Source organism: Buchnera aphidicola (Pterocallis alni) (genome assembly GCF_964059075.1).
Lineage (GTDB): Bacteria > Pseudomonadota > Gammaproteobacteria > Enterobacterales > Enterobacteriaceae > Buchnera_L > Buchnera_L aphidicola_AN.
Genome location: NZ_OZ060377.1, coordinates 406,876 through 421,582, shown reverse-complemented (window position 1 = coordinate 421,582; position 14,707 = coordinate 406,876). Strand labels below are relative to the sequence as shown.

The window sequence follows — 14,707 nt, the reverse complement described above, 5'->3', positions numbered from 1 at the left end:
AACAACAAACCTTCCATCTATTTACATATCCAACAACAAACCTTCCATCTATTTACATATCCAACAACAAACCTTCCATCTATTTACATATCCAACAACAAACCTTCCATCTATTTACATATCCAACAACAAACCTTCCATCTATTTACATATCCAACAACAAACCTTCCATCTATTTAAATATTTGATAATAAAAAATTAAAATAAGTTAAAATATTAATAAAAAATAAATTTATAATAAATCATTAATTTAATTAAATAAAATTAATATATAAAAAATAAAATATAAAATAATTAGAGAAATGAAAATGATTTTTTATGTAACAATAATTGGTAAAACTAATGTAGGTAAATCTACTTTATTTAACAAAATCACAAAAACTCATGAAGCATTAATGCACCAAGATAAAAATTGTACAAGAGATAGAAAGTACTATACTTTGAAAATTAAAAAATACATTATTAAAATAGTTGATACTGCAGGAATAGAAGATTATAAACATAAAAAAAACACATTACAATCAGAAATATGTATGCAAACAAATATAGCGATTAATCAATCAAATATAGTTTTATTTGTTTTAGATGTACAAACAGGTATATTAGACATAGATATAAAAATAATTAATAAAATTAGAAAGAAAAAAAAAGAAATATTTATTATTGTAAATAAGATTGAAACAATTAACAAAAATCATTTTATATTAAATGAATTTTATACATTAGGTATAAAAAATATAACTTTTATATCAGCAAAAAAAAATATAGGTATTAAAACAATTATTAAAAAAATTAATATATGGATACTAAAAAATAAAAACCTTTACAAAGATATAACAAAAAAACAAGAAAATTATAAGAATTATAAAAAAATAGTTTTATCTATAGTAGGGAAACCCAATGTAGGAAAATCTACTTTATTAAATATTTTAGTGAATGAAAAAAGATCAATTATCTTTGATACACCAGGAACTACAAGAGATTCAATACATCATACTATTAAAATATTTAATCAAAAATATAAAATAATAGATACTGCTGGACTTAAAAAGAAAAATAAAGACTCTATATTTTCTTTATCAATATTAAAAACATTAGAAATAATATCTCAATCCGATATCATAATACAAGTAATAGATTCTAAACAAGAAATTTCTAGACAAGATATATGGATACTCGATACTATTGTTAATTCTGGAAAACCAGCAATTATTTTACTAAATAAATCAGAAAAATTAAATCAATATCAAAGAAAAAATATAAAAAAAATACTAATTAATAAATATACTAAAATCAAATTCTTTCCAATAAAATTTATATCTACTTTATATCAACAAGGTACAAAAAAAATATTAAATTTATGTAATAATATATACTATAATATTCAAAAAGTTATTAAATCAAATCAACTGAATAAAATTATGTATCATGCAATCAATAAAAACCCACCAAAATCAATACATGGAAAAACAATAAAATTAAAATACGTACATATTGGAGGATATTATCCTCCTAAAATTGTAATACATGGAAATTATCTACAATACATTTCCAAATCTTATAAAAAATATTTAAATAATTATTTTCAAAATAATTTAAATATTCAAGGAATAATAATTAAATTAATATTTAAAGATCAAAAAATATAATATAAAATATATATACTATTTATGTGGTATTTCTACTTCAATATCTGAATTTAAATTAATGATTTTGGATTGACAGGATAATCTACTAAATAATTCTACTCCCCATGCTTTATCTAAAACATCATTTTCTTTTTCAGTAATTGAAGAAATACAATCATATCCTTTTTTAATAATACAATGACATGTACTACATGCACAAGACATTTCACAAGCATGTTGCATATTAATATTATTTTTTAAAGCAATATCTAAAATAGTAGATCCAATTTTCATATTAAATGAACCACCATTCGGTAATAACAGTTTATGTGGTAAAAATATAATCTTTGACATTATTTTTTTTATATTCTTCCTATTAATATATTTTATAAACAGGGTAAATAATATTTAATATAACATTGTTTAATATTTTTATATCAATAAGGTTATTTTTTTATTTTACTTGTATAATCTAAAATAGCTGATTTAATAGCATCTTCTGCTAAAATAGAACAATGAATTTTTAATGGAGGTAAATTTAATTCTTTAGCAATAGTAGTATTTTGAATTTTTTTTGCTTCTTCAATAGATTTTCCTTTAATCCATTCAGTAATTAAAGAGCTAGAAGCAATAGCGGAACCACAACCATAAGTTTTAAAACATGCATCTTCTATAATCCCTTTTTTGTTTACTTTAATTTGTAATTTCATAACATCTCCACAAGATGGAGCTCCTACTAAACTACTACCAATATTATTATCATTGCTATTAAAAGATCCTACATTTCTAGGATTTTCATAATGATCAATTACTTTTTTGCTATATGTCATATTAATAATAAAACCTATAATAATAAAAAAATTTAATTATGTTTCCATTTTACTTTACTTAAATCTACTCCTGATTTAAACATTTCCCATAACGGAGACAAATTTCTTAATTTATTAACTGCTTGATGAAGAACCCAAATAGTATAATCTATTTCTTTTTTAGTTGTAAACCTACCAAGTGAAAAACGGATAGAACTATGTGCCAATTCATCTTGTACTCCCAATGCTTTTAATACATAAGATGGTTCTAAACTAGCAGAAGTACAAGCAGAACCAGAAGAAACAGCTAAATTTTTTAAAGCCATGATTAATGATTCACCTTCAACAAAATTAATACTAATATTTAAAATATGAGGAGAACTATTTTTCAAATTAGTATTTAAATATATTTCTTCAATATTTTTTATATGATCCCATAAATAATTTCGTAAATATAAAATATAATTTGATTCAAAAATTAAATTTTTTTGCATTATTACTGCTGCATAACCCATACCAACAATTTGATGTACTGGTAACGTTCCAGACCTCATACCTCTCTCATGACTTCCACCATGTATTTGAGCAGATAATCTAACCCTTGGTTTTCTTTTGATATATAGTACCCCAATTCCTTTAGGACCATATATTTTATGTGCTGAAAATGACATTAAATCAATATGTATTTTTTTTAAATCAATTATTATTTTTCCAATTGCTTGTGTAGCATCCACATGTAATAAAATATTTTTTTGAAGGCAAATATTTGATATTTTAGAAATATTTTGTATTGTCCCTGTTTCATTATTTACAAACATGATAGAAATTAGTATTGTCTTTGAATTAATTTTAGATATTATATTTTTTATACTAATCATTCCATTTTTTTTTGGATTAATGTAAGTAACATTATATTTTTGATATTCAAGATATTTACATGTATCTAATACTGATTTATGTTCTACACTACTAGTGATAATATGATTTCCTTTCTTTTTATAAAAATCACAACATCCTTTAATTGCTAAATTATTAGATTCAGTAGCACCAGAAGTAAAAATAATTTCACGTGCATCACAATTAATAAGTTGAGATATTTGTTCTCTGGCAATATCTATAGATTCTTCTGATAACCATCCAAATTTATGTGATCGAGATGCTGAATTACCAAATATACCATTTAAACTTAAATAACTCATCATTTTTTGAGTTACTCTATGATCTACTGGAGTTGTAGAAGCATAATCTAAATAAATTGCATTATTCATGAATTATTATCCTATAATAATTATAAATTATATATATCAAATTTTATATTTATTAATAAATATAAAATATAATTTTTAATATTAAATATAATATATTTTTAATTATATAATTAATGTATGTAACATGTTAAAATAAAATATTATCGTATTAATAGTAGACTATTTTTTTTTAAATTAGTATAATATTTTTATTTACTTTAAGGGATGTAACTCAATTTGGTAGAGTATCGGTCTCCAAAACCGAAAGTTGGGGGTTCAATTCCCTCCATCCCTGTAATAATTCATTTAATTTATATATTTATCATTTTAATAAATTTTTTAAAAATATTTTAATTGTTTTGAAATAAATTTATATTAAAATGAAGTTTTATTTTTTTTGAAATATTTTTTATTTTTAAAAAATTATTTCATTTTAGAGAAAAAATTTATGCCAATATATAGATCTAAAACTACCACTAGTGGTAGAAATATGGCAGGAGCTAGAGCATTATGGCGTGCCACAGGTATGCAAGATGAAGATTTTAAAAAACCAATTATTGCTGTAGTCAATTCGTATTCTCAATTTGTTCCAGGACATATTCATTTACAACAAGTAGGAAATTTAATCATAAAAGAAATTAATAAATCAGGAAAAGGAGTAGCAAAAGAATTTAATACTATTGCTATTGATGATGGTATTGCCATGGGTCATTCCGGTATGTTATATTCTTTACCATCTAGAGAATTAATTGCAGATTCTATTGAATATGTTATTAATGCTCATTGTGTTGATTCTATGATATGTATTTCTAATTGTGATAAAATTACTCCAGCAATGTTTATGGCATCTTTGAGATTAAATATACCAACAGTTTTTGTATCTGGTGGACCTATGGAAGCAGGAAAAATTAATAATGTGCATGGTATGCATAAAATTAATTTAGTTGATGCTATTAGTAATAGTGCTAACCCTAATTATTCGGATCATGTAATATATGATATTGAAAATTCTGCATGCCCAACCTGCGGATCTTGTTCTGGTATGTTTACAGCAAATTCTATGAATTGTTTAATGGAAGCATTAGGATTGTCATTACCCGGTAATGGTACTTTATTAGCTACTCATGTGGATAGAAAACAGCTATTTCTTGATTCAGCTAAAACCATTGTAGAATTAACTAAAAGATATTATAAATATAATGATGTTTCTACTTTACCTCGTAATATTGCTAATAAACTTTCTTTTGAAAATGCTATGAGATTAGATATTGCAATGGGTGGTTCTACAAATACTATTTTGCATTTATTAGCTTCTGCTCAAGAAGGTAATATCGATTTTACTATGGATGATATTAATCATTTATCTAAAACAACGCCACACTTATGTAAAGTAGCCCCTAGTTCTACAATATATCATGTAGAAGATGTACATCGTGCAGGTGGGGTAATGGGTATATTAGGAGAATTAAATAGAATTCATTTAATACATACTAGTGTAAATAATATTTTAGGCATACAATTAATAGATATGTTAAAAAAATATGATATTGTTAATACTCATGATATAAATGTCATTAATATGTTTAAAGCGGGACCTATGGGTATTAAAACTATCAAACCTTATTCTCAATCTTTTAGATGGAAAAATTTAGACACAAATAGAGAAAATGGTTGTATTCGTTCTGGAAAATTTTCTTTTAATAAAGATGGCGGATTATGTGTATTATATGGAAATATAGCACAAAATGGATGTATTATAAAAACTGCAAGTTTAAATTCTAAACAATTAATTTTTCAAGGTTATGCAAAAGTTTATGAAAGTCAAGAAAGTGCTGTCACAGGTATATTAAATCATGAGGTTAAACCAGGAAATGTAGTAGTAATTATATATGAAGGTCCAAAAGGTGGCCCAGGAATGCAAGAAATGTTATATCCTAGTACTTATTTAAAATCTATGGGTATAGATAAATATTGTGCATTAATTACAGATGGTAGATTTTCTGGAGGAACCTCTGGTTTATCTATTGGTCACATTTCACCTGAAGCAGCAAATAAAGGTTTAATTGCTTTAGTTAAAAATAACGATTTAATATATATTAATATTTTAAAACGATTAATTAGTGTTAATGTTACAGAACAAGAGTTAAAAAAAAGAAAATATTTAGAAGAAGAAAGAATAAATACAGCATATAAACCTAAAAATAGAAAAAGAATTATTTCTCTATCATTAAAAATGTATGCTAATTATGCGATGAGTGCCGATAAAGGTGCAGCACGTGATAAAAAAAAAATTAATAATATATAACATGTTATACTATAATAAATATATTTAATTTATATTATATTAAATATATAATATTTTATATCTATACATTAGGATGATAAATATGAATAATTATTTTAATACTTTAAATTTTCGCAATCAGATTACTCAATTAAAACAATGTTCTTTTTTATCTCGAGAACATTTTAAAAATAGTATTAATGTTTTAAAAGGAAAGAATATAGTTATTATTGGATGTGGTGCTCAGGGTTTAAATCAAGGTTTAAATATGAGAGATTCAGGATTAAATATTTCTTTTGCTTTAAAAGAAGAGAGCATTTTAAATAAAAATAATTCTTGGAAAAATGCTACCATTAATAATTTTTGTGTTGGTACATATAATCAATTAATCCCTCATGCTGATTTAATTATTAATTTAACACCTGACAAACAACATTCTAAAGTGATTAAAGATATACAATCATTAATAAAAAAGAATGCTACATTAGGTTATTCACATGGATTTAATATTGTTGAAGTTGGAGAATCAATTAGAAAAGATATTACTGTTATTATGGTTGCTCCAAAATGCCCAGGAACAGAAGTACGTGAAGAGTACAAAAGAGGATTTGGAGTACCAGCTTTAATTGCTGTGCATCATGAAAATGATCCTTTAAATATGGGTTTAAACCAAGCTAAAGCTTGGGCTGTTGCTATTGGTAGTCATAAAGCAGGCGTATTAAAATCTTCTTTTATTGCTGAAGTAAAATCTGATTTAATGGGTGAACAAACTATATTATGTGGATTATTACAAAGCAGCTCTTTAGTTTTATATGATAAATTATTAGAAAATGGTCATTCAATTGATTATATAGTATCATTATTACAATATGGTTGGGAAGTTCTTACAGAAGCTTTAAAACATGGTGGTATTACTTTAATGCTGAATAGATTATCTAATTCTGCAAAATTTAGAGCTTGTGAGTTATCTAATCAATTAAAAACTATATTGACACCATTATTTCAAAAACATATGGACGATATTTTATCTGGTGTATTTTCTTATAATATGATTTGTGACTGGAAAGCTAAAGATAAAAATTTATTAGCATGGAGAAAAGAAATAAAGAATACAGCATTAGAAAGAGCTCCGAAAGTGCATAATCAGTTATTAGAATCAGATTTTTTTAATTATGGTGGTTTGATGGTTGCTATATTAAAAGCTGGAGTAGAATTATCTTTTGAAACTATGGTTGATTCGGGAATCAAAGAAGAATCCGCTTATTATGAGTCTTTACATGAATTACCATTAATTGCCAATACAATATCTAGAAATCGTTTTTATGAAATGAATTTAGTTATTTCAGATACAGCAGAATACGGTAGTTATTTATTTAATAAAAATAGTTTATCGATATTAAAACAATTTTTATATAATATTCATTATGAAGATATTGGTTGTGCAATATCACAACGTTCTATTGATAATCAGGAATTACAAAAATTAAATTTGACTATTTATAATCATCCTATAGAGAAAATTGGAAGAAAATTAAGAAGTTATATGACTGGTATGAAAAGTATTACCAATGTTTAATAATTATTTAAAAAATATATTGTATGTATATAATAATATTTTAATCATATCAGTATAAATTTATTGAATTATTTTTTTGAATAATATATAAATTATGTTGAATATAAAAATATAGAATACATCTGTTGTATTAATACAAAATACATTATTTTTACATGATAAAATTATAAATATGGTGATGAATATGTTATATTTTAATATTTACATATTACATCATTATTTCTTTATATAGTATATATGTAAAAATACATTTTTGTAAAAAATACTATTATTATTAAATGTAACAATTGTATATTATTAATACATACATATTTTATATGTATATTTAATGAAATATTTTTTTCATTAAATAAATATTAAATAATATTTAGAAAAATATTTAATATATTTATATTATATAATATAATTTAATTTGAAATTATTTAATAATGGACCAGTGTATAAATATTGAATTTTTATATACAATTTATAAAAATTATTTTTATAAATAAAAAATTATTTTATATATTATTTGAATATATTTAATTTATTTGATAAAATTGATTATAAGATATAAAATTGAAAAATATTTAAATTATTTTTTTGATATGAATTTTGAGTTGTGAATTAATTAATTTACTGATAAATAATAAATATATTTTAATTATTTAAATTATATTTATTGAAAATATAATAATATTAATGAATTATATGAATAAATAAGAGAAAAATACAATAATTTTATTTATACATTTAATAATTTTATCGAGTTATATTATGAAATGTATTAATATTAAACAGTATTATGATATTATCCAGGTGGTATTAGACTGGGTAATTACATTTTTATAATGTAATATAATATATTTATTTGTATAAATATTTATAATAGCATTAATGATATAATTTTTTTTTTTACAAAAGATATAGAAAATAATTTTTTTTGCAAGAATGATATATTATTAATTTGTTTTCAATGGTGTAAAAAAATGTATTGTATATATTAAATATATGTATCATACTTGATATGAATAATCTATTTTTTAATTGAAATACATACATTAATTGTTATAATAAATATATATAGTATAATTTTATATACGTATTTTACATGAATGATTAATGTATGATACATAATAATATATATGATTATATTTAAAATTATTTAAATGTATTATATGTATCTATATATTTTTTTAAATCTTTGTTGATTTTATATTTTTTAAAAGGTGAATATGGAAAATAATTATTTAATAAACTTAAACAATGAAAATTTTGATTCAATTGTTTTAAATAATAATAAAATTGTTGTTGTAGATTTTTGGGCTGAATGGTGTCATCCTTGCAAAATATTTATTCCTATTTTAGAAGATATTGCTAGAGATTATAAAGAGCGTATTATTGTTAGTAAAATTAATATTGATAAATTCCAAAATATTGTAGAAAAGTATGATATTCAAAGTGTACCAACTTTAATTATATTTCATAATAAAAAAATATTATCTAGACACACTGGAGTGATTTCTAAAATAGAGATAAAAAAAATATTAAATGGATACTTAAATATTTAATGTTTTTTAGTATATAATATTATTTATTAATTTTTTTTTTAAAATAGTTAGATATTTTTTAATTATAATGTTAATATATAAATATATATTATACGTAATTATAAATACATAAAATATTTATGTATTTAGTATACATGAAAATTTTTTTTACTTATATATTATTATCTTACTAAGAACTGTATTTTATGAACCTTACTACACTAAAAAACATGTTAGTTACTCAGTTGATTGTTCTTGGTAATAATATAGGATTAGAAAATTTAGCTAGAATGAGAAAACATGATATAATATTTTCTATTCTAAAACAACATTCAAAAAGTGGAGAAGATATATTTGGGGATGGAGTGTTAGAAATCCTACAAGATGGATTTGGTTTTTTGAGATCGTCTGATAGTTATTATTTATCCGGACCAGACGATATATATGTTTCTCCTAGTCAAATTAGAAAATTTAATTTAAGAACAGGAGATACAGTTTCAGGTAAAATTCGTCCTCCAAAAGATGGAGAAAGATATTTTGCTTTATTAAAAATTAAAAAAATTAACTTTGATTTACCTAATGAAGCTACAAATAAAATTTTATTTGAAAATTTAACACCTTTACATACTAATTCGAGATTGAAAATGGAAATTGGTAATGGTACAATAGAAGATTTAACAGCTCGAGTGTTAGATTTATCTGCTCCTATTGGTAGAGGGCAAAGAGGTTTAATTGTAGCTCCACCTAAAGCCGGTAAAACAATTTTGTTACAAAACATTGCTCAAAGTATAGCTCACAATTATCCTGATTGTATATTAATTGTTTTGTTAATTGATGAACGCCCTGAAGAAGTAACAGAAATGCAAAGATTAGTAAAAGGAGAAGTGATAGCTTCTACATTTGATGAATTAGCTGTTAGGCATATTCAAGTTTCTGAAATGGTTATAGAAAAAGCAAAAAGATTAGTAGAACATAAAAAAGATGTTATAATTTTATTAGATTCAATTACTAGATTAGCTCGCGCTTATAATTCTGTTATTCCATCTTCTGGTAAAGTATTAACAGGAGGTATAGATTCTAACGCTTTGCATCGGCCTAAAAGATTTTTTGGTGCAGCAAGAAATGTGGAAGAAGGAGGTAGTTTAACCATTATTGCAACAGCATTAATAGATACTGGTTCTAAAATGGATGAAGTTATTTACGAAGAATTTAAGGGAACTGGAAATATGGAGTTAATTTTATCTCGTAAAATTGCTGAGAAACGTATTTTTCCAGCTATAGATTATAACAGATCGGGAACAAGGAGAGAAGAATTATTAACTTCTGCTCAAGAATTACAAAAGATTTGGATTTTACGAAAAATAATTCATACTATGAATGAAATTGATGCAATGGAGTTTTTAATAAATAAATTATCTATGACTAAAAATAATAATGAATTTTTTAATATGATGAAAAGGTAATAAATATATTTATTTTAATATACTTTATGTATTAATATGAAGTATATTAAAATAAATTGTTTATATACCGTTAAAATATTTTTATTGCGCGCTCGTAGCTCAGATGGATAGAGTACTACTCTCCGAAGGTAGAGGTTTCAGGTTCAATTCCTGTCGAGCGCATGTGCTAATATTTTACATTATGTAATAAAGATGTGATTAATATAATTTAATGGTGACTATAGCTCAGTTGGTAGAGTTCTGGATTGTGATTCCAGATGTCATGGGTTCGAGTCCCATTAGTCACCCAAAATACGTTTTATATATTATTTTTCGGCGAATAGCGCAGCTTGGTAGCGCAACTGGTTTGGGACCAGTAGGTCAGAGGTTCAAATCCTCTTTCGCCGACGAGGCGCATCAATATTATAAGATTTGATTGTATGTTTGTTTATATAATTTGGTAAAATTTACTGTTTCGTTTCCATGTTTATAAAATGATTCAGTTAAAATGTCCCAAAAATTTTTATTACTTTTACTACAAATCCAATGATTATTTTTGTAATTAAAGTGATATCCATTAGTTTTATTAGCTAGCCAGATTTGTTTATGTATTTCTTGTTTACTAATAATAATTTTATTATTTTTGGAAAATGATATTAACATCATTTGATTTATGATTTCATAATCTAAATCATGTTTATTATTAAAATGATCAAGATATTTTTCAATATTGAATAATATTTTATTAAACATGATACAGAATTGATACTGATTAAGTTCCATATTTTTTTCCATAAATATTTTAATATATACTTTATTTATTAGAATTAATAAATGTTCTGAATACAACTTTTGTTTTATAAATTATTATTATAATGAATATGATTAATAAAAAAAAAATATTTTTTTCTAAAATGCATGGTTTGGGAAATGATTTTGTAGTGATTGAAAAAATTAATCAAGAAGTTTCATGTATTAAAAAGATTATTAAAATTTTTTCCAATCGTTACACTGGTATAGGGTTTGATCAATTATTACTTGTAGAACGGTCTAGTAATAAAAAGTTTGATTTTTATTACCGTATTTTTAATTGCGATGGTTCTGAAGTGTATCAATGCGGTAATGGTGCGAGATGTTTTGCATATTTTGTATATTTAAAAAAATTAACATATAAAAAAAAAATTTTTATTAAAACATATAATACTGAAATGTTTATTCACCTGTTTAATAAAAATAATATTGTAGTTAATATGGGTAAACCTAATTTGTATTTTAAACAATTTCCATTATTTTGTTCCAAACAAGAAGATGTTTATAATATTGAAATAGATAATAAGATAATAAAATTTGGTTTAGTATCTATTGGAAATTTACATTGTGTTATTATAGTAAAAGATATTAAAACTTGTTCTGTAAATAAAATTGGTTCTTTTTTGAATGCACAACATACATTATTCCCTAATGGAATTAATGTTAATTTTATAGAAATAATTTCAAATAAAAGTATTTTATTAAGGGTATATGAAAGAGGTGTAGGAGAAACGAGAGCTTGTGGAAGTGGTGCTTGTGCTTCTGTAGTATTTGGAATCACACAAAAATTATTAACATCTACCGTTAGTGTTGTATTGCTTGGTGGAAGTTTAGAAGTTATGTGGTCAGGATATAATCATTTTGTTTATATGAATGGACCAGCTGAACATATATATGATGGATATATATATATTGATAAATATATTTGATTTGTTTAAATCTATTAAAATATAATATATTTATATTACGTATTATTTTAATATATTTTATTAATAAGGAGTTTTTTTGGAACATAATAGTGTAGTTTATAAAAAAAATAATGTGCCATGTATACCAAAAAAGAAATGTAATAAAAAATATATACATAGTGGTACCATGCAATTTTATAAAGTTATTATAGCGTTGTTTGCTTCTGGATTATCTACTTTTTCTATATTATATTGTGTACAACCTATTTTACCTACTTTTTCTAGTGAATTTCATTTAACTCCCGCTCAAAGTAGTTTATCTTTATCTGCAGCAACTGCATCGATGGCTTTTGGTATGTTATTTACCGGTTCATTATCAGATACATTTGGTAGAAAAATTATTATGAGTAGTTCTTTATTGTTATCTACGTTATTAACGATTTTATGTGCTACCATGCATACATGGACTGAAATTATAGTACTGAGAATGTTAACTGGCTTTTCTCTAAGCGGTGTAGCAGCTGTAGCTATGACTTATTTAAGTGAAGAAATATACCCCCCTATCCTTTCTTTTGCTATAGGTTTATATATTAGTGGAAATACTATTGCAGGGTTTTCTGGTAGATTATTTAGTAGTATGTTAATAACTTATTTTTCTTGGAAAATATCTATCTTGATGATCGGATTACTCTCTTTATTTGGTTCATTATTATTTGTTTACATTTTGCCTCCTTCAAAAAATTTCCATAGTCTTTCTTTGAATCCTAAAAAGATTTTATCTAGTTTTATGTTACAGTGTCGTGATTCAGTATTGTCTTCTTTGTTTATTGTAGGTTTCATTTTAATGGGTAGTTTTGTAACTTTATTTAATTATGTGGGATATAGATTGATGATTCCTCCTTTTTCATTAAATCAAGTGATCATTGGTTTATTTTCTGTAGTGTATTTAACTGGTACTTATAGTTCTCCTAAAGCGAGTGATTTTATTCAACAATATGGTAGGAAAAATGTTTTAATTTTTTCTTTATTTTCAATGATTGTAGGTATTTTAATAACACAGTGGGATTTTTTAATTTTAATTGTTCTTGGTTTAATGTTATATGCTAGTGGATTTTTTGCTGCTCATTCTATTGCTAGTAGTTGGATAGGTTATCGTTCTAAAATAGCTAAAGGACAAGCTTCTTCTTTATATCTATGTTGCTATTATTTAGGTTCAAGTATTTTAGGTACATGTGGTGGTATATTTTGGTCAATAGGGAATTGGTTGGGTATTTCTTTGTTTATTATTTCGTTATTATTAATTGGAGTAAAAACTATATATAATTTAAATATTGCTACACAAAAGCATTAATTGATATATATTGAATATAAATATTATATGAATAAAAATATGCATATTAAATTATATTTTGAGTGATATATATTTTTTAGTATGCAAAATTTTATTTCAATTTATTTTATTGTAATATAATTGTATTATGATATAATATAATTTAGTGATACTCGATTGAGTATTAACTATTATTATATATTATTAATTCCAATATATTTTAATACTTTAAGAAGTTTAGTACATTCTTAATAAATTATTTTTAATGATATTTTTTTTTAGGAAGTAAAACATATGTTATTTAATTATAATCGTATTACTTCTAACCATGTAATAAAATACAATAGAACACATATTATTACTAGAAATAATTCTATCAATATGAATCATAGAGTAAAATGTGAAACAAATGAATTAATGAACAATAAAAATGTTTCCATGTTTTTAAAAAGCAAAAATTATGAAACACCGATTATATATTCTAATAATTTAAAATATATACATACTAATTATATTGCATCAAATCATAGTACAAATATTTCTGGATTAAAAAGAAACGAAGATTCCCCTCACGACTTAGAAAAAGAATTTAAAGATTATATCTTTTCATATATTCCATTTACCCATATTGGGAAAGATATCAAAAATCAAAAATATGATTCTATTATGCAAGATTTTGCTTTAGATATGGAATATTTTTCTCCAGTTGCTTTTTCTAAATTGAAATATAATGCCCCCCCTTTAGAGTTTACTAAATCTGTATTTATGAATTGTAAAATGTTTGCTAATACTTTTCGAGTAATGAATATGCTAAAAGATGTTTTTTTTAATTAAATAATACAATTTATTAGAAGAAAAATATGTTAATTTTATATAATTTTTAATTTTTTGTATTGTTTGCATATATTAATTTTTTAAAATATTATTATATAAAATATTGGAAATAAAAATATAAAATATGTAATTATTTATTTATATATTTATATAACAATATAATATTTATAAATTAATATATTATGTCATACAATTATGAATATTTTTCGTATCATATATAATTTATTTTTATATATGATACAAAAATTAATATGATACAATATGTATTATATTGATCTTTAAAAAATAAATTATTTTTTATTTTTTTTTT

At 23.0% G+C, this 14,707-nt stretch carries 13 protein-coding genes and 4 tRNA genes; 13 read left to right on the top strand and 4 right to left on the bottom strand.

Annotation, left to right across the window (positions count from 1 at the left end):
• Together AB4W54_RS02085 and der are read left to right on the top strand one after the other, a co-directional pair.
• A partial coding sequence (locus tag AB4W54_RS02085) for a hypothetical protein (protein WP_367674450.1) occupies positions 1-180 on the top strand: 180 nt, incomplete at its 5' end.
• A 128-nt stretch (positions 181-308) separates the two neighbouring features.
• Complete coding sequence (gene der, locus AB4W54_RS02080; RefSeq protein WP_367674449.1) at positions 309-1,649, top strand: ribosome biogenesis GTPase Der; 1,341 nt, start codon at positions 309-311, stop codon at positions 1,647-1,649.
• 15 nt (positions 1,650-1,664) lie between these two features.
• Here the strand turns inward: der and fdx are convergent, their stop codons facing one another.
• The 3 genes from fdx to AB4W54_RS02065 form a co-directional block, all read right to left on the bottom strand.
• A complete protein-coding gene (gene fdx / locus AB4W54_RS02075; protein ID WP_367674448.1) occupies positions 1,665-1,982 on the bottom strand; it encodes an ISC system 2Fe-2S type ferredoxin in 318 nt (105 codons plus the stop codon).
• A 92-nt stretch (positions 1,983-2,074) separates the two neighbouring features.
• Positions 2,075-2,458 (bottom strand): Fe-S cluster assembly scaffold IscU, encoded by a 384-nt coding sequence (gene iscU / locus AB4W54_RS02070; RefSeq protein WP_367674447.1) that lies wholly within the window; start codon positions 2,456-2,458, stop codon positions 2,075-2,077.
• A 32-nt stretch (positions 2,459-2,490) separates the two neighbouring features.
• Positions 2,491-3,705 carry an IscS subfamily cysteine desulfurase gene (locus tag AB4W54_RS02065; RefSeq protein ID WP_367674446.1) on the bottom strand — a complete coding sequence of 405 codons (1,215 nt, stop codon included), beginning with the start codon at positions 3,703-3,705 and terminating at the stop codon, positions 2,491-2,493.
• A gap of 200 nt (positions 3,706-3,905) precedes the next feature.
• Here AB4W54_RS02065 and AB4W54_RS02060 point away from each other — a divergent pair.
• The 8 genes from AB4W54_RS02060 to AB4W54_RS02025 all read left to right on the top strand — a co-directional run bounded on the left by AB4W54_RS02060 (position 3,906) and on the right by AB4W54_RS02025 (position 10,923).
• Positions 3,906-3,979: transfer RNA gene (locus AB4W54_RS02060), tRNA-Trp, on the top strand.
• 153 nt (positions 3,980-4,132) lie between these two features.
• Positions 4,133-5,989 carry a dihydroxy-acid dehydratase gene (ilvD, locus tag AB4W54_RS02055; protein WP_367674445.1) on the top strand — a complete coding sequence of 619 codons (1,857 nt, stop codon included), beginning with the start codon at positions 4,133-4,135 and terminating at the stop codon, positions 5,987-5,989.
• 82 nt (positions 5,990-6,071) lie between these two features.
• Positions 6,072-7,544 carry a ketol-acid reductoisomerase gene (gene ilvC / locus AB4W54_RS02050; RefSeq protein WP_367674444.1) on the top strand — a complete coding sequence of 491 codons (1,473 nt, stop codon included), beginning with the start codon at positions 6,072-6,074 and terminating at the stop codon, positions 7,542-7,544.
• Between the two features lie 1,214 nt (positions 7,545-8,758).
• A complete protein-coding gene (gene trxA, locus AB4W54_RS02045; RefSeq protein ID WP_367674443.1) occupies positions 8,759-9,094 on the top strand; it encodes a thioredoxin in 336 nt (111 codons plus the stop codon).
• A 185-nt stretch (positions 9,095-9,279) separates the two neighbouring features.
• Positions 9,280-10,536, top strand: a complete 1,257-nt coding sequence (rho, locus tag AB4W54_RS02040; protein ID WP_367674442.1) for a transcription termination factor Rho — start codon at positions 9,280-9,282, stop codon at positions 10,534-10,536.
• An 88-nt stretch (positions 10,537-10,624) separates the two neighbouring features.
• Positions 10,625-10,698: transfer RNA gene (locus AB4W54_RS02035), tRNA-Arg, on the top strand.
• A 52-nt stretch (positions 10,699-10,750) separates the two neighbouring features.
• Positions 10,751-10,823: transfer RNA gene (locus AB4W54_RS02030), tRNA-His, on the top strand.
• 26 nt (positions 10,824-10,849) lie between these two features.
• A tRNA-Pro gene (locus AB4W54_RS02025) sits at positions 10,850-10,923 on the top strand.
• A 15-nt stretch (positions 10,924-10,938) separates the two neighbouring features.
• On the opposite strand, the gene cyaY is transcribed toward AB4W54_RS02025, so the two are convergent.
• A complete protein-coding gene (gene cyaY / locus AB4W54_RS02020) occupies positions 10,939-11,298 on the bottom strand; it encodes an iron donor protein CyaY (RefSeq protein WP_367674441.1) in 360 nt (119 codons plus the stop codon).
• Between the two features lie 92 nt (positions 11,299-11,390).
• Here cyaY and dapF point away from each other — a divergent pair, with 92 nt between their 5' ends.
• From dapF to AB4W54_RS02005, 3 genes are all read left to right on the top strand, one after another.
• Positions 11,391-12,254 carry a diaminopimelate epimerase gene (dapF, locus tag AB4W54_RS02015; RefSeq protein WP_367674440.1) on the top strand — a complete coding sequence of 288 codons (864 nt, stop codon included), beginning with the start codon at positions 11,391-11,393 and terminating at the stop codon, positions 12,252-12,254.
• A 76-nt stretch (positions 12,255-12,330) separates the two neighbouring features.
• Complete coding sequence (locus tag AB4W54_RS02010) at positions 12,331-13,584, top strand: MFS transporter (RefSeq protein WP_367674439.1); 1,254 nt, start codon at positions 12,331-12,333, stop codon at positions 13,582-13,584.
• 273 nt (positions 13,585-13,857) lie between these two features.
• On the top strand, positions 13,858-14,397 hold the full coding sequence (locus AB4W54_RS02005; RefSeq protein ID WP_367674438.1) for a hypothetical protein: 540 nt from the start codon (positions 13,858-13,860) through the stop codon (positions 14,395-14,397).
• The last annotated feature ends 310 nt before the right edge of the window (positions 14,398-14,707 follow it).